The sequence below is a fragment of the Streptomyces aculeolatus genome (assembly GCF_020400605.1).
In the GTDB taxonomy this organism is placed as follows: domain Bacteria; phylum Actinomycetota; class Actinomycetes; order Streptomycetales; family Streptomycetaceae; genus Streptomyces; species Streptomyces aculeolatus.
On the sequence record NZ_JAINRD010000021.1, the window covers coordinates 26,952 to 47,989 of the forward strand.

At 73.3% G+C, this 21,038-nt stretch carries 20 protein-coding genes; 18 read left to right on the forward strand and 2 right to left on the reverse strand.

The window, feature by feature from the left end:
- The first annotated feature begins 94 nt into the window (after nt 1-94).
- The 3 genes from LG396_RS28510 (at nt 95) to LG396_RS28520 (ending at nt 2,795) form a co-directional block, all read left to right on the forward strand.
- Complete coding sequence (locus LG396_RS28510; RefSeq protein WP_225796961.1) at nt 95-751, forward strand: class I SAM-dependent methyltransferase; 657 nt, start codon at nt 95-97, stop codon at nt 749-751.
- Nucleotides 752-781: 30 nt separating this feature from the next.
- Complete coding sequence (locus LG396_RS28515) at nt 782-1,699, forward strand: N-acetylmuramoyl-L-alanine amidase (protein WP_225796962.1); 918 nt, start codon at nt 782-784, stop codon at nt 1,697-1,699.
- 211 nt (nt 1,700-1,910) lie between these two features.
- On the forward strand, nt 1,911-2,795 hold the full coding sequence (locus LG396_RS28520) for a hypothetical protein (protein ID WP_018839072.1): 885 nt from the start codon (nt 1,911-1,913) through the stop codon (nt 2,793-2,795).
- Nucleotides 2,796-2,990: 195 nt separating this feature from the next.
- Here LG396_RS28520 and LG396_RS28525 read toward each other — a convergent pair whose 3' ends face one another.
- Entirely contained in the window at nt 2,991-3,785 is a 795-nt protein-coding gene (locus LG396_RS28525; RefSeq protein ID WP_225796963.1) for a maleylpyruvate isomerase N-terminal domain-containing protein, read from the reverse strand.
- 88 nt (nt 3,786-3,873) lie between these two features.
- Entirely contained in the window at nt 3,874-4,509 is a 636-nt protein-coding gene (locus LG396_RS28530; RefSeq protein ID WP_225796964.1) for a TetR family transcriptional regulator, read from the reverse strand.
- A gap of 161 nt (nt 4,510-4,670) precedes the next feature.
- Here LG396_RS28530 and LG396_RS28535 point away from each other — a divergent pair, with 161 nt between their 5' ends.
- The 15 genes from LG396_RS28535 to LG396_RS28600 all read left to right on the forward strand — a co-directional run bounded on the left by LG396_RS28535 (nt 4,671) and on the right by LG396_RS28600 (nt 20,967).
- Nucleotides 4,671-6,017, forward strand: a complete 1,347-nt coding sequence (locus LG396_RS28535) for a glycosyltransferase family 4 protein (protein ID WP_225796965.1) — start codon at nt 4,671-4,673, stop codon at nt 6,015-6,017.
- Nucleotides 6,011-6,736 (forward strand): class I SAM-dependent methyltransferase, encoded by a 726-nt coding sequence (locus LG396_RS28540; RefSeq protein ID WP_037749551.1) that lies wholly within the window; start codon nt 6,011-6,013, stop codon nt 6,734-6,736. Before LG396_RS28535 ends, LG396_RS28540 begins: the two co-directional genes overlap by 7 nt.
- Nucleotides 6,733-7,803, forward strand: coding sequence for a prenyltransferase/squalene oxidase repeat-containing protein (locus LG396_RS28545; protein ID WP_225796966.1), 1,071 nt, complete (start codon nt 6,733-6,735; stop codon nt 7,801-7,803). The genes LG396_RS28540 and LG396_RS28545 overlap by 4 nt, the downstream gene beginning before the upstream one ends.
- A gap of 380 nt (nt 7,804-8,183) precedes the next feature.
- The gene (locus LG396_RS28550; protein WP_225796967.1) at nt 8,184-9,509 is read left to right on the forward strand and encodes an SCO2321 family membrane protein; all 1,326 of its coding nucleotides are present in this window, start codon (nt 8,184-8,186) and stop codon (nt 9,507-9,509) included.
- Nucleotides 9,506-10,279, forward strand: a complete 774-nt coding sequence (locus tag LG396_RS28555; protein ID WP_225796968.1) for an SCO2322 family protein — start codon at nt 9,506-9,508, stop codon at nt 10,277-10,279. Before LG396_RS28550 ends, LG396_RS28555 begins: the two co-directional genes overlap by 4 nt.
- Nucleotides 10,276-11,565 carry a CbiQ family ECF transporter T component gene (locus tag LG396_RS28560; RefSeq protein WP_225796969.1) on the forward strand — a complete coding sequence of 430 codons (1,290 nt, stop codon included), beginning with the start codon at nt 10,276-10,278 and terminating at the stop codon, nt 11,563-11,565. The genes LG396_RS28555 and LG396_RS28560 overlap by 4 nt, the downstream gene beginning before the upstream one ends.
- Nucleotides 11,562-13,205 (forward strand): ABC transporter ATP-binding protein, encoded by a 1,644-nt coding sequence (locus LG396_RS28565; protein WP_225796970.1) that lies wholly within the window; start codon nt 11,562-11,564, stop codon nt 13,203-13,205. Before LG396_RS28560 ends, LG396_RS28565 begins: the two co-directional genes overlap by 4 nt.
- On the forward strand, nt 13,202-14,179 hold the full coding sequence (locus LG396_RS28570; RefSeq protein WP_225796971.1) for an ECF transporter S component: 978 nt from the start codon (nt 13,202-13,204) through the stop codon (nt 14,177-14,179). Before LG396_RS28565 ends, LG396_RS28570 begins: the two co-directional genes overlap by 4 nt.
- Nucleotides 14,180-14,217: 38 nt before the next feature.
- A complete protein-coding gene (locus LG396_RS28575) occupies nt 14,218-15,747 on the forward strand; it encodes a UDP-N-acetylglucosamine 1-carboxyvinyltransferase (RefSeq protein ID WP_225796972.1) in 1,530 nt (509 codons plus the stop codon).
- Nucleotides 15,748-16,341: 594 nt separating this feature from the next.
- The gene (locus LG396_RS28580; RefSeq protein WP_225796973.1) at nt 16,342-17,043 is read left to right on the forward strand and encodes a GIY-YIG nuclease family protein; all 702 of its coding nucleotides are present in this window, start codon (nt 16,342-16,344) and stop codon (nt 17,041-17,043) included.
- Complete coding sequence (locus LG396_RS28585; RefSeq protein ID WP_225796974.1) at nt 17,040-18,167, forward strand: PD-(D/E)XK nuclease family protein; 1,128 nt, start codon at nt 17,040-17,042, stop codon at nt 18,165-18,167. Before LG396_RS28580 ends, LG396_RS28585 begins: the two co-directional genes overlap by 4 nt.
- A 445-nt stretch (nt 18,168-18,612) precedes the next feature.
- Nucleotides 18,613-18,876: a hypothetical protein gene (locus LG396_RS28590; RefSeq protein WP_160310979.1), complete on the forward strand. Its 264-nt coding sequence runs from the start codon at nt 18,613-18,615 to the stop codon at nt 18,874-18,876.
- Between the two features lie 155 nt (nt 18,877-19,031).
- The gene (locus tag LG396_RS28595) at nt 19,032-19,832 is read left to right on the forward strand and encodes a hypothetical protein (RefSeq protein WP_225796975.1); all 801 of its coding nucleotides are present in this window, start codon (nt 19,032-19,034) and stop codon (nt 19,830-19,832) included.
- A 193-nt stretch (nt 19,833-20,025) separates the two neighbouring features.
- Nucleotides 20,026-20,157, forward strand: a complete 132-nt coding sequence (locus LG396_RS39435; protein WP_263979704.1) for a hypothetical protein — start codon at nt 20,026-20,028, stop codon at nt 20,155-20,157.
- 330 nt (nt 20,158-20,487) lie between these two features.
- Entirely contained in the window at nt 20,488-20,967 is a 480-nt protein-coding gene (locus LG396_RS28600; RefSeq protein ID WP_225796976.1) for a hypothetical protein, read from the forward strand.
- Nucleotides 20,968-21,038 lie beyond the last annotated feature (71 nt).

The following is a 21,038-nucleotide window of genomic DNA, read 5'->3' on the forward strand; positions in this document are numbered from 1 at the left end:
TGCCCCGGGGCGATGGGGCAGGATCGGGCGGGTACGCGGCACCGGCGGCGCCGCCCCGGCCACGACGCCCACCGACCGAAGGAAGGCACCGCCGATGGAGCTGCCCCACCCCGCCCCCGCCGTCCTCGCCGCCTTCGAGGCCGCCCCCGGCTTCATGCCCCGCGACGAGGGGCTCGCCCTGTACGCGGCCGCGGCAGACGCCGCCGGCCTCGGCCTGCCCCTGCTGGAGGTCGGCACGTACTGCGGCCGCTCCACCATCCTGCTCGCCGCCGCCGCGCGCGCCGCCGCCCGCCCGGGAGTCGTCGCCGTCACCGTCGACCACCACCGCGGCAGCGAGGAGCAGCAGCCCGGCTGGGAGTACCACGACCCCGCGCTCGTCGACCCCGCGACGGGACTGACGGACACCCTGCCGACCTTCCGCCGCACCCTGTACGCGGCCGGCCTCGAGGAGCACGTCGTCGCCGTCGTCGGCCGCTCCCCGCGGGCCGCGGCCCTGTGGAACCGGCCGCTGGGGCTGGTGTTCGTCGACGGCGGGCACACCGACGAGCACGCCACCGCCGACTACGAGGGCTGGGCCCCGCACGTCGCGCCCGACGGCCTGCTGGCCGTGCACGACGTGTTCCCCGAACCCGCGGACGGCGGGCAGGCACCGTACCGTATCTACCGCCGCGCGCTGGACTCCGGGGCGTTCACGGAGACCGCCGCCCACCGGAGCCTGCGGGTGCTGCGCCGTACCGGCGCGGGAATTTGAGCGCAGGATTCTTCTGCTACGGTCGCACGGATGTCCAGCCAGAACCGGCGGCCTCTCCGCGCCTATCTTCTGCTCGCACCCGTGGCACCGCTGGCCTTCGCCGGCGTACTCGTGTGGCAGTCGGTGGACGGCGACGGTTCCGCGGCGAACGGGCGGGAACCCGGTGGGGCCCCGTCGGCGTCCTCCTCCCCGACCCGGCCCACCGCCGAGGGTCCCGAGGATTCGAACGACGCGCAGAACGCGAAGGATCCGAAGGGCCCGGAGGTGGGCGAGAAGCCGCTGGCCGGAAAGGTGATCGTGCTGGACCCCGGGCACAACCCGAACAACCGCGACCACACCGCGGAAATCAACCGGCAGGTCGACATCGGCACCGTGCGCAAGGAGTGCGACACCACGGGCACGGCCACCAACGGCGGTTATGCCGAGGCGGACTTCACTCTCGACGTGGCCCGGCGCGCCCGCACCCTGCTGCGCGCACAGGGCGCGGAGGTGCGGCTCACGCAGGACGGCAAGCGGGAGTTCGGGCCGTGTGTCGACGAGCGCGCCGAGGCCGGCAACAAGGCCGGGGCCGACGCGGTCGTCTCCATCCACGCCGACGGCGGCGGGCCCGGCGCCCGCGGGTTCCACGTGATCCTGCCGGGCAGGGTGGACGAGGGAAAGGCGGACACCACCGCCATCGTGAAGCCCTCACGGAAGCTGGGCAAAGAGTTGAAGTCGCACTTCGCGGAGGAAACCGGAAGTAAGCCCTCCAACTATGTGGGCAACGACACAGGCTTCACGGTGCGCACCGATCTGGGCGGGCTGAACCTCTCGACTGTGCCCAAAGTCTTCATCGAATGCGGCAATATGCGGGACACCAAGGACGCCGGCCGGCTGACGGACGCCGCATGGCGGCAGCGGGCGGCGCACGGAATCACGAACGGCATCGGGGCTTTCCTGGCAGGGTAGGCGCAAGTCGTCGACAGACCGGGAAATGCACACCGGGGGAACAAGGGGGACTCGTGGCCAGGGGGCCCGATGTGGCCGATCCGCGGACCCGTACGATGGGGCGGCATTTCGCGCTCCGCGGCGCAGGGATCCGCACCAGCAACAGCGACAACGACCAATACGTAAGGGACATTTCGTGAACATCCGCTCACTCACTCGGGGCGACGGCGTAGTGATCGGAGCAGCGCTGCTGCTGATTATCGCCTCGTTCCTCGGCAGCATCTCGGTGGACTGCCCCGGCGGGGCCGACTGCGGGGACGTCCCCAACGGCTGGGACTCCGACCAGTTCCCCCTGCTGCCTGCCGTATTCCTGACCGGCATCTTCGCCGGCGCGCTCATCTTCCTGGGCCGGGTGAAGACCGGCGACCGCGAGTTCGGCGGGCTCCGGCTCGACCAGTGGGGCACCGCGCTGTCGGCCGCCGCACTCCTCAGCTCGCTCTTCATGCTCTTCGGCGGCGCGCGCAACATGGCCAACGAGGCCGTGGGTGAAGACATCTTCGGCATGGGCATCGGCCTGATCCTCGGGCTCATCGCCAACCTCGCGATGACCGCGGCCGCGGTCCTCGGGCACACCGTCCCGGCGCTCAAGGCGAACCTGCTGGGCAGCCCCGGCGCCCCGGCGCCCGCCGCCCCGTACGGCGCCGGCCAGCCGCAGCCCGGTTACGGCTACCCCGGCGGCGGCCAGCCCGGCCCGGGCGCCCCGCAGCCCGGCGGCCCGCAGGGCGGCAGCCCGTTCGGCGGCCAGCAGCAGCCGTTCGGCGGCCAGCCCGCCCCGGGTGCCCCGCAGCCCGGCGGCCCGCAGGCCGGCGCCCGGCCGCAGCAGGCGCAGGCCGCGCCGCAGCCCGCGGGCGGCGGCTCGTTCGCGCCGTTCTGGTTCGCGGTGCCGGCGGCCCGGCCGCTGTTCGCCGAGGACGGCTCGTCGGCCCAGATCGCCGAACTGACCCCCGGCATCTGGTACCTGGCGGTGGACCAGCGCGGTGCCGCCCTGGTCGCGCAGACGCAGGACGGCCGCCGCGGCGTGCTGCAGGACACCACGGGCATCCAGCGCGGCGCCTGACGGCCCCGCCCGGTACGCCCCCGGCTGCCCCCGCCCGAAACTTCGGGCGGGGGCAGCCGCGTCTTCGCGGCCGTGGGTGCCGACAGCCGTGCGGCGGTACGGAGACGGGGCCGCCCGGCAGCGCGCAGGGCCCGTACGGGACGGCGCCCCACGGCTCGCACGGCGACGCCCGCGACGGCAGCCGCTCCGTGCCGCTCAGCCCCAGGCCGTCGCCGCCAGCCACCTGCCCAGCAGCCCGGCCTCCCCCAGGACCTGCACCCGGTCGCTGTCCGGCGGCAGCCGCCGGTAGAACACCAGCAGTACGTCCGCCAGCGGCCCGCGCAGCGCCACCGCCGCCTTCGCGTGTTCCCGGCGCCAGCCGAACCCCGCCTCCCCCAACTCGATCAGCCACTCCGCGCCCGCCTCCGGCGGCGTGTCCGTGGCGTGCAAGTGGATACCCGAGCCCGCGAGTTCCGGGGCGCGCAGCGCCGCCAGGTCCGCGTCGCCGCCGCGCTGCGCGAACGTGAGGATCTCCAGCCACTCGTCGACCGCGTCGGCGGCCACGTCCGCGTCGACGGCGAACTCCACCCCCGCCGCCCCGTCCGCGTCCGCCCGGTGCACCACCGTCTCGTGCGTCATCCGCCGCGCCCAGAACGCGGCCCGCTGCTCCTCCGCCCAGCTCCACACCCCCGCGTCCGCCCCCGCCGCGCGCAGTTCCGCGGCGAGCAGCCCGGCGCCCTCGGCGAGCCAGGCGTCGAGGGCGGCGGCGGTGCGCGGCTCGGGACCGGCGTAGCCGGGCACCGTCTCCTCCGGCAGCTCCTCGGTGGCGCGGGTGCGGACGAGTTCGGCCGCCCAGCGGTGCGCGCCGCCGACGTGCACGGCGAGTTCGCCCAGGCTCCAGTCGGGACAGGTGGGCACGCGGGTGGCGAGGTCGGCACCGCGGACGGTGCGGCGCAGCAGGTCGGTCTGTGCGACGACTTCGGCGCAGTAGCGGTCGTACGGGAGTCTCATGCCAGCGCACTCTACGGGCGCACACCCCGCCCGCCGCCACCGTGTTCTCCGCCGGCCGCACACCCCGCCACCTGCGCCCGGGCGGCTGCTAGGGCCTGTCCGCCGGCGCGCCGACCAGCCGGCAGACCGTCTCGATGTCGGTCCGCACCTGCGCGCTCGACGCGCGCCCCGACAGCCAGGTGATGAGCGCCGCGTGCCACGTGTGCTCGATCACCCGCGCCACCGACAGCTGCTCCGGCGTCGGCCGGCCCCCGGCGCCCATCGCGTCCAGGATGATCGCCGACGTCAGCCGGGAGGCGACCTCGACCTCCGGGCCCACCGACCGGTCGGCGAAGATCAGGGCGCGCACCATCGCGTCCGCGAGCTGCGGCTCGCGCTGGAGCGCGCGGAAGGCGCGCATCAGCGTCTGCGCCACCCGGGCGCCCGGCTCCGCGGCGGTCGGCGGGCGCTTGCGCAGCGTCTCCTGGAGCTGGCGCAACTGGTCCTGGAGGGTGGCGACGAGCAGGTGGACCTTGGACGGGAAGTAGCGGTACAGCGTGCCGAGCGCGACGCCCGCCCGCTCCGCGACCTCGCGCATCTGCACCGCGTCGAAGCCGCCGAGGCCGGCCAGCTCCGCGGTGGCCTTCAGGATGCGGCGGCGGCGCTCCTCCTGCCGCTCGGTGAGCTGCGGCCGCTCCGGGCGGCGGCCGGGCCCGCCCGGGACGGCCCTCGATGTTGTCGTCATGTGTCCCGATCTGTGCCGTGCTTCCCCCGACGGCAGAGCCGGCGGGCAGGTCTCGCTACCAACCGGTAGATTCGAAGCCGCCGAACGTCTGCCTGAAACTTGTTCTAGATTAGCGCGAGCGGTTACGCTCCGGCGAAACTGCAGTGAGAAGGGGGCCGTACGTGACCGCCGAGGTGCCGCTGCGCATCGCCCTGCTCAGCTACAAGGGCAACCCCTACTGCGGCGGACAGGGCGTCTACGTCCGCCACCTCTCGCGCGAGCTGGCCCGCCTCGGCCACCGGGTCGAGGTGATCGGCGCCCAGCCCTACCCCGTGCTCGACCCCGGCGTCACGCTGACGGAGCTGCCCAGCCTCGACCTCTACCGGCAGCCCGACCCGTTCCGCACCCCCGGGCGCGGCGAGTACCGCGACTGGATCGACCTCCTGGAAGTCGGCACGATGTGGACCGGCGGCTTCCCCGAGCCGCTGACCTTCAGCCTCCGCGCCCGCCGCCACCTGGCCGCCCGGCGCGGCGACTTCGACGTCGTCCACGACAACCAGACCCTCGGCTACGGCCTCCTCGGCGGCACCCGCTCCCTCGGCGCCCCGCTCGTGACCACCGTGCACCACCCGATCACCGTCGACCGCGACCTGGAGCTGGCCGCCGCCCCCGACTGGCGGCGGCGCTACTCGGTGCGCCGCTGGTACGGGTTCACGCGCATGCAGCGCCGCGTCGCCCGCCGGCTGCCGGCCGTGCTGACGGTCTCCGGCTCGTCCCGTACGCAGATCACCGACCAGCTCGGGGTGCGCCCCGAACGGGTCCACGTGGTGCCGATCGGCGCGGACACCGACCTGTTCACCCCCGACCCGGCAGTGGCCCGGGTGCCGGGCCGGATCGTCACCACGGCGAGCGCGGACGTGCCGCTGAAGGGGCTGGTCCACCTCGTCGAGGCGCTGGCGAAGATCCGTACGGAGCGGCCGGACGCGCACGTGGTGGTGGTCGGCAAGCGGGCCGAGGACGGGCCCGTCGCGCAGGCCGTCGAGCGGTTCGGGCTGGGCGGGGCGATCAGGTTCGTCACCGGCATCAGCGACGACGAGCTGGTCGGCCTGCTGCGCAGCGCGCAGGTCGCGTGCGTGCCTTCGCTGTACGAGGGCTTCTCGCTGCCCGCCGCCGAGGCGATGGCGACGGGCACGCCCCTGGTCGCCACCACCGGCGGCGCGATCCCGGAGGTCGCGGGCCCGGACGGCGAGACGTGCCTGGCGGTCCCGCCGGGCGACGCGGGCGCCCTGGCCGCGGCCCTCACCCGGCTGCTCGGCGACGCCCCCCTCCGCGACCGCCTCGGGACGGCGGGCCGCGAGCGGGTGCTGGCGCGCTTCACGTGGGCGCAGGCGGCGAAGCTGACCGCTGAGCGCTACCGCGAGACGATCGCGGCCCGCACCGCGACGGCCGCCCGCGCCGCGCACTCCTCTCCCCCGCCCCGCACCGACCCCGTACGCCTCCCGTCCACCCCTCCGGAGGAGACTTGCTGACCGTCGACTTCACCCGCTTCCCGCTCGCGCCCGGCGACCGCGTGCTCGACCTCGGCTGCGGCGCGGGGCGGCACGCCTTCGAGTGCTACCGGCGCGGCGCCCGCGTCGTCGCCCTCGACCGCGACGGCGCCGAGATCCGCGAAGTCGCCCGCTGGTTCGCCGCGATGAAGGAGGCGGGCGAGGCCCCGGCGGGCGCCACCGCCACCGCCGTCGAGGGCGACGCCCTCGCCCTGCCGTTCCCCGACGACAGCTTCGACGTCGTCATCGTCTCCGAGGTGATGGAGCACATCCACGACGACAAGGGCGTGCTCGCCGAGATGGTGCGCGTGCTGCGCCCCGGCGGCCGGATCGCGGTCACGGTCCCCCGCTACGGGCCGGAGAAGGTCTGCTGGGCCCTCTCGGACGCGTACCACGAGGTCGAGGGCGGCCACATCCGCATCTACAAGGCGGACGAACTGGTCGGCAGGATCCGCGAGTCGGGCCTTTCGCCCTACGGCCTCCACCACGCGCACGCGCTGCACTCCCCGTACTGGTGGATCAAGTGCGCGGTCGGCGTGGACAACGACCGGTCGCCGGCCGTGCGCGCGTACCACAAGCTGCTGGTCTGGGACATCATGAAGAAGCCGCTGGCCACCCGCCTCGCCGAGCGGCTCCTCGACCCCGTGATGGGCAAGAGTGTCGTCGTGTACGCGACCAAGCCCCACGAGGGCGGCCGGTGACGAGCCCCGGGCGCACGGAACACCTGGTCCTGCCCGGCGTGCTGGACGCCGTCGAGGTGGCGCAGACCGTCGCCGGGATCGCCGCGGTGCAGCGGGACGACGGGGCGATCCCGTGGTTCCGCGGGCACCACCTCGACCCGTGGGACCACACCGAGGCGGCGATGGCCCTGGACGCCGCGGGCGAGCACGCGCGGGCGGAGGCGGCGTACGAGTGGCTGCGCCGGCACCAGCTCCCGGACGGCTCCTGGTACGCGGCGTACGCGGACGGGGACGCGGCCCGGCCGACGGACCGGGGCCGGGAGACGAACTTCTGCGCGTACCCCGCGGTGGGCGTCTGGCACCACTATCTGGCCACCGGCGACGAGGCGTTCCTGCGCCGGATGTGGCCGGTGGTGCGGGGCGCGGTGGAGTTCGTGCTGCGGCTCCAGCAGCCGGGCGGCCAGGTGGGCTGGAAGCGCGAGCCCGCGGACGGGGAGGTCCGCACCGACGCGCTGCTGACCGGCTCGTCGTCCGTCCACCACGCGCTGCGCTGCGCGCTGGCCGCGGCCGAGCGCCTCGGCGAGCCGCAGCCCGGCTGGGAACTCGCCCTCGGCCGGCTGGCGCACGCGATCCGCCGGCACCCGGAGCGTTTCCTCGACAAGGACCGCTTCTCGATGGACTGGTACTACCCGGTGCTCGGCGGCGCGGTCACCGGCCCGGCGGCCGTCGCGCGCATCGAGCGCGAGTGGGACCGCTTCGTCGTGCCGGGGCTCGGCGTCCGCTGCGTCAGCGACCGGCCGTGGGTGACCGGCGGGGAGAGCGCGGAGCTGGTGCTCGCGCTGTGGGCGGCGGGCAGCGGCGACCGGGCGCTGGAGGTGCTGCGCTGGCTGAAGCACCTGCGCGCGGAGGACGGCATGTACTGGACGGGGTACGTCTTCGAGGACGACGCGATCTGGCCCGCGGAGCGGACGTCGTGGACGGCGGGGGCGCTGCTGCTCGCGCTCGCGGCGGTCGGCGGCGAGGAGGCGACGGGGGCGGTCTTCGGCGGGGCGGGGCTGCCGGCGGTGCCGGACCCGGGCTGCTGCTGAGGGGGTAAGGGCCGCACCGGGACGCCCGACACGTACGGAACTCCCTCGTCAGGCACCCCCTGGCCGGGACCGCCGCTGACCTCCGCAGGTACGGGGCGGTAAGGTGAGCGCACAACTTCAACCGCGTCCCGCAGGAGAAGCCGGTGCGAATCCGGCGCTGACCCGCAACCGTGAGTGCGGCCACCCGTGGCCGTACGAGCCGGAGCACCCGCGGGGCGCGGCAGGCTCAAAGGGGCCCCGCCCGGCAGCGATGCCGGCCCGGGCCCCGTCCGTCGCGGTACGCGGAGCTGAGCCCGGCACCCCCGGCGTGCGTCGCGCGCGGCCGGGCGGCCGCGGCCGGCTGTGCCGGCCGCCCCGTCCCGAAAGGCCCACGCTCCGCCATGGCTCCGATAGGCCGGACCGCCGCCGCCCGCGGCACGCGCGCCGCACTTGCCGCCGCAGTGCTGCTGCCCCTGACCGTCGCCGGCTCGGCGACGGCGGCCTCGGCCGCCACCGCGCCGCATGCGGCACCGCAAGCCGCCCCGCATGCCGCCCCACTCTCCGCACCCGCGCAGAAGAAGCTGCCCGAGGGGCTGTACGGCACCGCGGACCCCGAGTTCGACGGCGTCTGGCGGCAGTCGCTGGCCATCCTCGCCCAGCGCACGCAGGACTTGCGGCCGGCGCCGGCCGCGGTGGGCTTCCTCACCGGGCAGCAGTGTGCGGACGGCGGCTTCGCCGCGTACCGCGCGGATGTCGCCGAGCCCTGCGACGCGGCCGCCGAGGACACCAACGCGACGGCCGCCGCGGTGCAGGCGCTGAGCGCGGCGGGCGGTGAGCGCAAGGCGGTGGACAAGGGCGTTGCCTGGCTGAAGAAGATCCAGAACGAGGACGGCGGCTGGGGCTTCAACCCCGGCGGCCCCACGGACGCCAACTCCACCGCGGTCGTCGTCGGCGCGCTCGCCGCGGTCGGCGAGGAGCCGGCGAAGACGGCGGCGGACGGCGGCAGCCCGTACGACGCGCTGGCGGCGCTGCAACTCGGCTGCGACGCCAAGAAGGCGGAGCGGGGGGCGTACGCGTACCAGCCGGAGGACGACGGCGCGCTGTTCCCCAACGACTACGCCACCGCGGCCGCGGTCCTCGCCGGCACGGGCAACGGCCTCGGCGCCGGCCTGGCGGAGAAGGGCGCGGGGGGCGGCAAGGACGAGCCGGTCGAGGCGGGCGCCTGCACGGACGACCCGTCGCCCGCGCAGGCGGCGGACGCCGGCGCGGCGTACCTGGCGCAGAAGCTCGCGGCCGGCGACGGGCACCTGCCGATGATGACCGGCGAGGGCCCCGACCACAACGCGACCGCGGTCGCCGTCCTGGCGCTGGCCGCGGGCGGCCACGGCAGCGCGGCGCGCGAGCCGTACGGCTGGCTGGAGCGGGACAAGAGCACCCTGGCCTGGTCGAAGGAGAACCCGGCGGCCCTGGCCACCCTGATCCTCGCCGCCGCCGCGGTCGACGCCGACCCCGGCGCCTTCGCCGGCGACACCGACCTGGTGGCCCGCCTCAACGCGACGGGCCCGCAGCCGACGGCGGCGGAGCCGGCGGCGGACACGGCCGCGGAGGAGGAGTCGCCGGACGACGGCGGCCCGGGCGTGGCGGTGTGGTCCCTGCTGGCGGTGGGCCTGGCGGCCGGTGCGGGGATAGGCCTGCTGGCGAGCGCCCGCAGAAAGAGGCGCGGATGAACGCCGGCTCGCGCGCGGGCCGCGGGGCCGGGGCCGGTTCGACGGCATCGGCCGTCCGGCCCGGCCTGCGGCGGCTGCGGCGGGCGGTCGCGGCCGCGGTCGGAGGCGTCGTGCTGGTGCTCGGGGCGGGTGCGTCCGGGGCGCAGGCCGCGGAGGGGTACCGGTACTGGTCCTTCTGGGACCGGGACGGCGACTCGTGGGTCTACGCCACCAAGGGCCCCGGCATCGAGCGCCCCGGCGACGGCGACGTGCACGGCGTGCGGTTCGGCGTCAGCGAGGAGTCCGGCGGCGGGCCGCGCCCCCGCGGGGCCGCCGACTTCGACGCCATCTGCGGCGACACCGAGCCAGGCGACGGCAAGCGCGTCGCCCTCGTCCTCGACTTCGGCACCGCCGCGCACGCCCCCGGCGGCCAGACCCCGCCCCTTGTCCGTACGGAGTGCGCCTCGGTCCCCGAGGACGCCACCCTCGGTGACGCCCTCGCCGCCGTCGCCGAGCCGCTGCGCTACGACTCCGACGGCCTGCTCTGCGCCATCGACGGCTACCCGCGCAGCGGTTGCGCCGAGCCGGCGTCCGGCGGCGAGGGCGGGGCCGGCGCCGCCGACGAGCCGGGGCCCGACTTCTCCGCCGCCCCGGCCGACGGCACCGCCGGCACCGACAGCGCAGCCGACGACGGCGACTCCGGTCCGTCCACGGGCACCGTCGGCGGAATCGCCGTGGTCGCGGTCCTCGCCGGCCTCACGGTCTGGCAGTTGCGCCGCCGCCGCGCATGACGCCCGCCGCCCCCCACCGCCCCGGCTCCCCGCGCACGGCCGAGGGGCCGAGTGCGCCGGCGCCGGCGGGGCGCGGGGGCGGCGTCCTGCGCCCCCCGGTCGCCGACCGGGCCAACGCCTTGCACGCCGGGGCCTGGTGGCTCTGGGCTCTCGGCCTCGCCACAGCCGCCTCCCGTACCACCAACCCCCTCCTCCTCGCGCTCCTCGTCGCCGTCGCCGGCTACGTCGTCGCCGCCCGCCGCACCGACGCGCCGTGGGCCCGCTCCTACGCCCTCTTCCTCAAGCTCGGCCTCTTCGTCATCGCCGTCCGCCTCCTCTTCGCCACCTTCCTCGGCTCGCCCATCCCCGGCACCCACACCCTCTTCACCCTGCCCGAGGTCCCCCTCCCCGAGTGGGCGCAGGGCGTCCGCCTCGGCGGCCGGGTCACCGCCGAGCAGCTGACCTTCGCCTTCTACGACGGCATGAAGCTCGCCGCCCTCCTCATCTGCGTCGGCGCCGCCAACGCCCTCGCCAACCCCGCCCGCCTGCTGAAGTCCCTGCCCGCCGCGCTGTACGAACTCGGCGTCGCCGTCGTCGTCGCGATGACCTTCGCCCCGCACTTCGTCGCCGACGTCGCCCGGCTGCGCCGCGCCCGCCGGCTGCGCGGCCGCGACGACCGCGGACTGCGCGCCCTCGTCCAGGTCGGGCTGCCCGTGCTGGAGGGCGCGTTGGAGCGTTCGGTGGCGCTGGCCGCCGCGATGGACGCCCGCGGGTACGGCCGTACGGCGAAACTCCCCCGCGCCGTCCGGGTCACCACCGCCACGCTCACCCTCGGCGGGCTCCTCGGCGTCTGCGCCGGCACGTACGGGCTGCTCGCCGCCTCCGGCGCCGGCTACGGGGCGCCCGTCCTGGCGCTCGGCACGGCCGCCGCGGCCGGCGGGCTGTGGCTCGGCGGGCGCCGCGCGGTGCGCAGCCGCTACCGGCCCGACCGCTTCGGCCCGCGCGCCTGGCTGGTCGCCGCCTCCGGCGCGGCCGTCGGCGGCCTGATGATCTACGCCAACTCCTACGCGCCGGACGCCCTGCACCCCGTCGTCGTACCGCTGACCGGGCCGCAACTGCCGCTGTGGCCGGCCGCGAGCTGCCTGCTGGGCCTGCTGCCGGCGTTCGTCGCCCCCGTACCGCCGCGCCGGCAGGCACCGCAGAAGCAGCAGAACCCCCAGAACCCGCAGAGCCCGCAGAGCCCGCAGAGCCCGCAGCCACAGCAACAACCGCAGACCCCGCGAACCACCGAGGAGACCGCCCAGTGATCCGTTTCGAGGACGTGTCCGTCGTCTACGACGGCGCCGCGAAGCCCGCGATCCAGGGCGTGGACCTCACCGTCCCCGAGGGCGAACTCGCGCTGCTCGTCGGCCCCTCGGGAGTCGGCAAGTCGACACTGCTCAACGCCGTCTGCGGCCTCGTGCCCCACTTCACCGGCGGCACCCTGCGCGGCCGCGTCACCGTCGACGGCCGCGACACCCGCACCCACCCGCCGCGCGAACTGGCCGACGCCGTCGGCACGGTGGGCCAGGACCCGCTGGCCCACTTCGTCACGGACACCGTGGAGGACGAACTCGCCTACGGCATGGAGTCGCTGGGCCTGCCCCGCGACACGATGCGGCGCCGGGTGGAGGAGACCCTGGACCTGCTGGGCCTCGCCGAGCTGCGCGACCGGCCGATCGCCTCCCTCTCCGGCGGCCAGCAGCAGCGGGTGGCGATCGGCTCGGTGCTGACGCCGCACCCGCGGGTGCTGGTCCTGGACGAGCCGACGTCGGCGCTCGATCCGGCGGCGGCGGAGGAGGTGCTGGCGGTGCTCCAGCGGCTGGTGCACGACCTGGGCACGACGGTGCTGCTGGCGGAGCACCGGCTGGAGCGGGTGGTGCAGTACGCGGACCAGGTCATCGTCCTGCCGTCCCCGGGCGCGGCGCCGGTGGTCGGGGCGCCGGCGGAGATGATGGCGCTGTCGCCGGTGCGGCCGCCGGTGGTGGCGCTCGGCCGACTGGCGGGCTGGACGCCGCTGCCGCTGACCGTACGGGACGCGCGCCGGCGCGCGGCGCCGCTGCGGGAGCGGCTTGCGGGGCTGCCGGGACCCGCACCGGCCGCCCCCCTCGTCCCCCTCGCCGGGCCCGCCGCCGTCGCCGAGCGGCTGACGGTGCGGCGCGGGCGGGCCGAGGTGCTGCGCGCGGTGTCGCTGTCCGTCGCGGCGGGCGAGACCGTCGCCGTCATGGGCCGCAACGGCGCCGGCAAGTCCACGCTGCTGGCCGGCTTCGTCGGCATGCACCGGCCGGCCGCCGGCTCCGTACGGCTCGGGGACCTGGCCCCGCACCGCACCCGCCCCGCCGAACTCCTGCGGCACGCCGGGCTCGTACCGCAGGATCCGCGGGACCTGCTGTACGCGGACACCGTCGCCGCGGAGTGCGACGCCGCCGACGGCGACGCGCAGGCGGCGGCCGGCACCTGCCGGGCCCTGGTCGCCGAACTGCTGCCCGGCGTGCCGGACGGCGCCCACCCCCGCGACCTGTCGGAGGGCCAGCGGCTCGCGCTGGCGCTCGCCGTGATCCTCACCGCCCGCCCCCGGCTGCTGCTGCTCGACGAGCCGACCCGCGGCCTGGACTACGCCGCGAAGGCGCGGCTCGTCGGCGTGCTGCGCGGGCTGGCCGCGGCGGGCCACGCGATCGTGCTGGCGACGCACGACGTGGAGCTGGCGGCCGAACTGGCGCACCGCGTGGTGATCCTCGCGGACGGCGAGGTGGTCGCCGACGGGCCGACGGCGGAGGTCGTCGTCGCCTCGCCGTCGTTCGCACCGCAGGTGGCGAAGATCCTGAGCCCGGCGGGCAGCGAGACGGCGACGGGCACGACGTGGCTGACGGTCGCCCAGGTCCGGACCGCACTGGAGGCGGCGGCATGACCGCCGAGGAGCGCGGCGCCACGCCCTCGGACGACACCGGCGCACCCGGCACACCCGGGGCACCCGGCGCACCCGGGGCACCCGGCAGCGACACGTACCCGACCACCGGCGCCGCGGACCCGGGCGGCGACCGCGCCCCTGCCCCCGCCCCGCTCCGCCGGCCGCAGGCCCTCCGCGTGGTCCGCCTCGGCCCCGTCTCCGCCGCGGCCCTGCTCCTCGTCTCCGCCATCGGCGTCGCCGCCTTCGGCTGGCCGCTGCTCGCCGGGCCCGACTCCGGCCTGGCGCACTCCGGCGACGCCCCCTGGCTCTTCGCCGCCCTGCTCCCCCTCCTCGTCGCCGTCGTCGGCGCGACCATCGCCGACAACGGGCTCGACGCCAAGGCCGTCGCCATGCTCGGGGTGCTGGCCGCCGTGGGCGCCGCGCTGCGGCCCCTCGGGGCCGGGACGGCGGGGATCGAACCGATGTTCTTCCTCATGGTGCTCTCCGGCCGGGTGCTGGGGCCGGGCTTCGGGTTCGTGCTCGGGTCCGTGACGATGTTCGCGTCCGCCCTGCTCACGGGCGGTGTCGGGCCCTGGATGCCGTTCCAGATGCTGGCCATGGGCTGGGTCGCGATGGGCGCCGGGCTGCTACCGGGGGCGGAGCGGCTGCGGGGGCGGGGGGAGTTGTGGCTGCTTGCCTCGTATGGAGCAATCGCTTCGGTTCTTTACGGCACGGTCATGAATCTCCAGGGGTGGCCGTATCTGAGCGGCATGTCGACGGGCGTGTCGTTCGTCGCGGGCGATCCGCTGCCGGAGAACCTCGCCCGCTTCGTCGCGTACTGCCTTGCCACCTCGCTGGGTTGGGATCTGCCGCGCGCGGTGGTCACGGCGGTGTGCACGCTCACCCTCGGCCGGGCCGTGCTGGCGGCACTGCGCCGCGCCACCCGAAAGGCCGCATTCGGCACACCAGTGACATTCGAGGCGCGAAACGCCTGAATGCGCGGGCATCTCATATGTGAGATAGCGTCCAAGTCATGGCAGACGACTACCTCGTGCGCATCGGCAGACTCATCCGTGACGCCCGGCAGCACGGGGGATGGTCGCAGAGTCAGCTCGCCGCCGCGCTGGGCACCAGTCAGAGCGCCGTCAACCGCATCGAGCGCGGCCACCAGAACATCAGCCTGGAGATGATCGCGCGGATCGGCGAGGCCCTCGACAGCGAGATCGTCGCCCTGGGCACCGCGGGCCCGATGCATCTGCGGGTCAGCGGAGGCCGCCGGCTCTCCGGCGCCATCGACGTGAAGACCAGCAAGAACGCCTGCGTCGCCCTGCTGTGCGCCACCCTGCTGAACTCCGGGCGCACGGTGCTGCGCCGGGTGGCGCGGATCGAGGAGGTCTTCCGCATCCTGGAGGTGCTGGGCAGCATCGGGGTGCGGACGCGCTGGATCAACGACGGCGCCGACCTGGAGGTCGTACCGCCGGCCGAGCTGGACCTCGACTCCATGGACAACGACGCGGCGCGCCGCACCCGCAGCGTGATCATGTTCCTCGGCCCGCTGCTGCACCGCGCCGAGCGCTTCCGGCTCCCGTACGCGGGCGGCTGCGACCTCGGCACCAGGACCGTGCAGCCGCACATGGCCGTGCTGCGCCGCTTCGGCCTCGACGTGACGGCGACCGAGGGCGTCTACCACTGCGAGGTCGTCCCGGGCATCGCCCCCGACCGGGCCATCGTGCTGACCGAGCGCGGCGACACCGTGACCGAGAACGCGCTGCTGGCCGCCGCCCGGCACGACGGCGTGACCCTGATCCGCAACGCCAGCTCCAACTACATGGTCCAGGACCTGTGCTTCTTCCTGGAGCACCTGGGCGTGTGCGTGGACGGCGTGGGCACCACCACGCTGCGCGTGCACGGCGTGCCGCACATCGACCGCGACGTCGACTTCTCCCCGTCCGAGGACCCGGTGGAGGCGATGAGCCTGCTGGCGGCGGCGGTCGTCACGTCGTCGGAGCTGACGGTGCGCCGGGCGCCGGTGGAGTTCCTGGAGGTCGAGCTGTCGGTGCTGGAGGAGATGGGCCTCGACCTCGACCGCACCCCGGAGTACGCCGCCGACAACGGCCGTACGCGGCTGGTCGATCTGACCGTGCGCCCGTCGAAGCTCCAGGCCCCGATCGACAAGATCCACCCGATGCCGTTCCCCGGCCTCAACATCGACAACGTCCCGTTCTTCGCGGCCATCTCCGCCTCCGCCCAGGGCTCGACTCTCATCCACGACTGGGTCTACGACAACCGCGCCATCTACCTGACGGAGCTGACCCGCCTGGGCGCCGCCGTCAAACTCCTCGACCCGCACCGCGTCCTGGTGGAGGGCCCGACGCGGTGGCGCGAAACGGAGATGATGTGCCCGCCGGCGCTGCGCCCCGCGGTGGTGGTGCTGCTGGGCATGATGGCCGCGGAAGGCACGTCGGTGCTGCGCAACGTCTACGTCATCAACCGGGGCTACGAGTCGCTGGCCGACCGCCTCAACTCGGTGGGCGCCCGCATCGAGACGTTCCGCGACATCTGACCGGCGGGGTGTCGTGCCCCTTGGCGGCAAGGGACACGACACCTCTAAATGCCCGACGAGCTGTGGTTATACCCTTTCTCGACCTTCCGTTGATCACCGCTACTTTTCATCATCTTGTGCAACGCGTGCGCAAGATGATCTTGAATGGGTGACGATGCGTCAGACATGCTTGAACGCCCGTCATCCTTTACGGAGAGTGCTCACCAGAGGGGCCTCGCCATGCCCGCAACGACGCCGCCACTGACGTCCCTTAAATTCGGAGTTCAGCCCCCGCCGCGCACGCGCATCACACGGCTACGGCCAGTTCCGGCCCGGCCCCCCACACGTACCGGCACTCCTTCGGTCATCCGGCTGCCCCCACGTCCGGTGCGGTGGTTTGCCGACCGCGGCGCTCGCCGCATACGCAGCAGCCCTGTTCAGTAGCGCGTCAGGTGAGCAGTGAGATGTGTGTTGTTGTCGTCGAACCCAACCAACAAGGTGGTCAGGATGGGGACGAGGACCCGGTAGCAGCACGGAGATCGGCGGGACGGGCTTCGGCATGGCGAATCCTTCAAGCTGACGCCCACCCTTGTTCGTAGGCGTCTCGCTGGTCACGTGCCGAAGGAGATCCGCGAGTACTGGGTCGAGGTAGATGGCGTGCATTGGCCGGTCAAGCAGGTCATCTCCCTTGCGACAGGTGCCAAACGCAGCCGGTTTCAGTCGCATGCCTCTCGGCGGTGGCTGCAGAACCTCGGGTTCTTGATAGGTGCCGGATCCTCGGCCACCGAGAGCGGCTCAATCCCGCGGCTGACCGGCGCGTCTCGTCGTGGGCCTTTCGACGAGTCCCAGCTCAAGGAACTGGAGGCACTCGACGTCCGCGTTGCGTTCTCGTGGCTGAGCGCCGGCCCGATCACGCTGGACGAAGCCGGTCTGCCGAGGTTTCCCGGACTCCCGCGAGCGCCAGGACTTTACCGCTACGATTTCGGTGTGGGCGACGACGGCATCCGTGTGCTCTACATCGGGGAGTCCGTGGAGCTGGCCAGGCGAGCCAGCAACTACCGCAACGCCAAGACGGATCGCTCTAGTCAGCGCACCAGCCGCCGCATCCACAAGGAGATCGTCGGCCACTTGGAGTCCGGTGGTTCGATCGCATTCGCCATCGCAACGTCAGTCCGCTGGGGTGACGATGTCGAGCTGGACCTGCGGCTCAAGTCCGCCCGTCGCCTTGCCGAGAACGCTGCGGTGCTCCTCGCGCAGTCGCAGTCCAGGATCCGCGCGCTCAACATCGACGCGGAGCTGGGAGAGGGCAGCGAGTGAGCGGCCTTCCGGACCTTCGCTTCCTGCTCTCGATCAACAGCGAGAACGCGTGGAGCGATCTGCTCGCCACCCTCATGAATGCCGACCAGGCGATCACCCGCTCCGTCCTCGGCATCGACGCTGTTGGCCCGCTCCAGATCCGTCGGGAGGTCTCGAAGTCGCGGGGCCGGAAGGCATCGGATCGCCCCGACCTTGTGGTGGAGGCGAACGGTAAGGTTGTCGCTGTCGTCGAGGTGAAGCTGCTTGCCGGCCTCGGAATTGAACAGTTGGAGCGGTACTACAGATACGTCGCCGAGGAGGACCGAGACGACTGCCGGTTCGTGGCGGTCTCGCTTCAGCCCATCCGTCTCGACACCACCCATGCCCAGGACTGGCAGAACCTCACCTGGGAGGAGCTCATCGCTCCCTTCGCCTCGTCCCCGGTACCGTGGGCCGCGACGACCGCTACAGCCTGGACGAGCCACATCGAGTCCCAGGTGCCGGAGGTGGATGGCTACACAATCTGGAATCAGATCGACGGTATCGACCTGTACCTCGCCCTCCGGCTTCGTGCTGCCTATATGTACGACAACGTCGCCTTGCCCGGCGGCTCATCGAAGGCCATCCGGGAGATCGGCTCCGGTGGCCTGTACGTCGCGATCGTGGACGCCCCGATTCCGGGCAGCGGCTACACCGTCCGTTGGGACGCCACCGAGAGCTTGCCGACTCAGGAGGTTGGCAAGCTCGTCGACAGCAGCGGGCTTCGCGGGGTCGACTTCCGCTTCTTCCTCGTGCAGCAGCGAGTCACCTCCTCCAAGGCCTTCGACTGGGATCACCTGGCGCTGCTCTGGCAGGAATACCTCGCCCAAGAGGACTGGATTCCGTGGAGACCCCATCCGCCGCGCAAGACCTTGCAGTGGGAGAAGGATGGCGTGGCTAGACTCAAGGCGCTCGGCGCTCCAGCGTTCCTCGGCGCTGGCTACGGCGAGAAGCAGGCCAAGCTCAGCGGTGAAGTCGAGTTCGGCGCGCGCTTCGTGCTGCCGCCCTCAACCACACTCAAGGAAGCCACCGAGGTGCTCAGCAGGGTGGCTGTGATCGGGTCCCGGATGGCGAAGCACGCGACTCAGCCGCAAGGGAGACTGTGATCGCATTGATCGACGGAGAATCTGACAGCGGCGATGCAGGGGTGGACGGATAGATGATGGGTGACTTTGGACCCGACCGCTTGCGGCAGCTCTTCGGCGACCCGAACGAGAACGGGGTCTACCTGGTCGGCGTCGTGGAGTTCTCGAACGATGCGAGCGAGGACCAGTGGTCGTACGTCGGGAACATTCAGATGGGGACCTGGAGTCAGTTGCCAGCAGGCTCGGCTATGAGCGGCGTGACATCAAGATAGCGGAGCCCTACCGAGAGCCTGGCCGTGGGGTGCTGCCGGACGGAACAGAGCTGGCAGTCACCTCGACCACCGTGCCGGGGAGCGCATCCTGGCATCGAAGTAGCCGAGAGCCAACGCCCGAGGAACGGCTCCGGTGGGCAGGGCATCCAGTGCCGCCGCCACCTCCGCCCGAGCCGGTGCCGGTCGGTCCCAACATGGAGACGGCGAGGCCTCGGATCGAGGAGCACCAGGGCGAGGTCTTCTACACGAAGACCGGCAAGCCCTTCACCTACCGGACCAACCACTACACCCTGGTCATCGTCGAGAGCCGGCGCAACGTGCAGTGGCACGAGATCAGGTCAGCGCTGGAGGCATGGCCGATCGCGGGGCCGTCGGAGATTCCACGATGCCCCGAACGTTCTGGGCGGTACGTCTACGGGATCGTGTCCGACGAGCGGATCCGGCAAGGGGACTGGTGACAACCTTGGACCTGCGGCTCTGTGGCGGCTGATGCGATGCTCGCCGAACCTGCCAAATCGTCGGACGCTGCAGCTACGGTCAGGAGTGAGGTTCTACTACCGCGACTTCCTCGCCGACCGAGCGCCGAGGAGGACCCGAGCACTGACGAGGACGCATGGCCGAGGACCAGGAGTACGACGAGGTCAACGCAGTTGTTCGTATCCCCAAGGGCGAGCGCCTCGCCGACTCGCGGAAGAGCGAAGGCTGGAGTCGTGGGTTCACTCCCAAGACGAGTGGCAAGGGGCCGGAGCACGTCGAGATCCGCCTGAAGGCCGAAAAGGAGTCAGGTTCCACAGACAAACCCGAGATCGTCTACGTCACCGAGTACGTGGAGAATCAGCGTCCTCAGCTCACCCCCGGCCAACAGGCCGTGGCTGTCATCGCGAACCAGATCATCGGTGCTCTCGTAGAAATCGCAAAACCTCGCGTTGCCCACTGGTGGCATACCCAGGCCGTGCCGGTCCTCGTTGCCAAGGGCGAAGCCTTGGTGCTGAAGCAGCAGGCCCGCAGAGCCCAGAAGAAGGCCTTGCGGGCCGGGACCACGACGGCACCTCCCGTTGCCGTCCCGGGGGTCGAGGCTGACGCGCCTTCCCAAGATCTGACCACCGCGCCCAGCGACCCGAAGGTCACTGTGACGAGCGAGCAGTTCCAGCGGATGTTCATGACTTGGCTCGCTCGTGAGGACGCCCAGCAGGCACTCTGGAGCCTCATCGTGAATGCCGAGGTCGAGGATGGCGGTGCTGCCACCCTGGCATGGCAGCAGGAACTGAAAGAGCTTTCGACTGAGCAGCGAACTGAGCGGGTCATGGAGTTCCTAGCTACCAACCCCTCGATTCTGGAGGACTTCGCTCGTCAGCTCATGGGCAGCATGGCCCTGGGGCTCTGCGAGACGACTCTCAGGCGCGACCGAGCGTAGAGCCGTGCCGTTTCGGATGGCGCATCACTAGACATGGCCTCCGACCTGCGTCGGAGGCCCTATCCAAGGAAAAGCCGCTGGTGGCGTCAGGCGAGTCGGGCTGTACGCCGGGGTCTGTCGCCCGACCAAGGACAAGGGCACCGGCCAATCATGGCCGATCAGGTCGCGCGATTCACCGCTTGAGCTTCCATCCATGCCTCTGCTCGGCAGTCTGGCGGACCGGGCCAAAGGACTGACCGCGGACGCCTTCGCCCCCGCTGCGGACGGCGTAAGGGACCACTCGATCAAGCGCTATATCGCCGCCATCGAGCAGAACCTCCCCTGACGGTTCGCCAGAACGGCCCGGCTCCGGCCGAACCGGGGCCACGCCCCAGGCCGGCGGACCGCGGCTCGGCCGCCGGTCACCTGCGGATACGCGCACCCCTGACCGCGCTCCGTCCGTTCGCCGACAGCGGCGGCCGCCCGTGACTTGCGGTCGGCCCGCGGTGCCTCCGGTTCTGGGCAACGTTCTTGACCACGTACCCCCATCCTGCCCGTCGAGTGGGACCGGCGCGGTGCACTCGGCCGCGGCGGAAGCCGCCCGGCCGCCCCGGCCGGCGGGTAGCTTGAGTGCCCCGGGTCCCGCGACCCGGGTAAATCGGGTAAAGGGGTGGGGATGCTGGATCCGGCACTGGCCGCACTGGCGGCGGCGGGCGGGACGGCGGTGGTCCAGGCCGCGGGCACGGACGGCTGGACCGCTCTGCGGCGGGCGGTGGCAGGCTGGTTCGGCCGCGGCGACGAGGAGCGCGAACAGGCGGAGTCGGCGCGCCTGGACCGGACCGCGGGCGAACTCGCGGCGGCCGACGCCGACGCGGTGGAGCGGGCGCGCGTCGGCCTGGAAGCGGCCTGGCGGACCCGCATCGAGATCCTGCTGGAGAGCCTGGACGAGGCCGAGCGCGCCGTCGCCGCCGACCAGTTGCGCGAGCTGGTCGCCCCGTACGCCCGCGCCGCGGGCGCGTCCGCGGGCGACGGCGGGGTGGCCGTCGGCGGGGACGTGGAGATCCGGGCCGACGGCGGTTCCGCGGCCGCCTGGCACATGGGCAGCGTCAACGTGGGCGTACCGGACCCTCCCCCGCCGGGAGCGCCCCAGGGCTGAGCGCTCCCGGCGCCACCGCGGCCCCCGCCCACTCGATCCAGGCCACCCACGGCGCGATCGCCGCCGGCACC

Bases quoted from the DNA above. Each gene is read 5' to 3' on its own strand.
- LG396_RS28510 (WP_225796961.1), top strand. From the start codon at position 95: ATGGAGCTGCCCCACCCCGCCCCCGCCGTCCTCGCCGCCTTCGAGGCC.
- LG396_RS28515 (WP_225796962.1), top strand. From the start codon at position 782: ATGTCCAGCCAGAACCGGCGGCCTCTCCGCGCCTATCTTCTGCTCGCA.
- LG396_RS28525 (WP_225796963.1), bottom strand. From the start codon at position 3,785: ATGAGACTCCCGTACGACCGCTACTGCGCCGAAGTCGTCGCACAGACC.
- LG396_RS28530 (WP_225796964.1), bottom strand. From the start codon at position 4,509: ATGACGACAACATCGAGGGCCGTCCCGGGCGGGCCCGGCCGCCGCCCG.
- LG396_RS28550 (WP_225796967.1), top strand. From the start codon at position 8,184: ATGGCTCCGATAGGCCGGACCGCCGCCGCCCGCGGCACGCGCGCCGCA.
- LG396_RS28555 (WP_225796968.1), top strand. From the start codon at position 9,506: ATGAACGCCGGCTCGCGCGCGGGCCGCGGGGCCGGGGCCGGTTCGACG.
- LG396_RS28560 (WP_225796969.1), top strand. From the start codon at position 10,276: ATGACGCCCGCCGCCCCCCACCGCCCCGGCTCCCCGCGCACGGCCGAG.
- LG396_RS28570 (WP_225796971.1), top strand. From the start codon at position 13,202: ATGACCGCCGAGGAGCGCGGCGCCACGCCCTCGGACGACACCGGCGCA.
- LG396_RS28575 (WP_225796972.1), top strand. From the start codon at position 14,218: ATGGCAGACGACTACCTCGTGCGCATCGGCAGACTCATCCGTGACGCC.
- LG396_RS28590 (WP_160310979.1), top strand. From the start codon at position 18,613: ATGGAGACGGCGAGGCCTCGGATCGAGGAGCACCAGGGCGAGGTCTTC.
- LG396_RS28595 (WP_225796975.1), top strand. From the start codon at position 19,032: ATGGCCGAGGACCAGGAGTACGACGAGGTCAACGCAGTTGTTCGTATC.
- LG396_RS39435 (WP_263979704.1), top strand. From the start codon at position 20,026: ATGCCTCTGCTCGGCAGTCTGGCGGACCGGGCCAAAGGACTGACCGCG.
- LG396_RS28600 (WP_225796976.1), top strand. From the start codon at position 20,488: ATGCTGGATCCGGCACTGGCCGCACTGGCGGCGGCGGGCGGGACGGCG.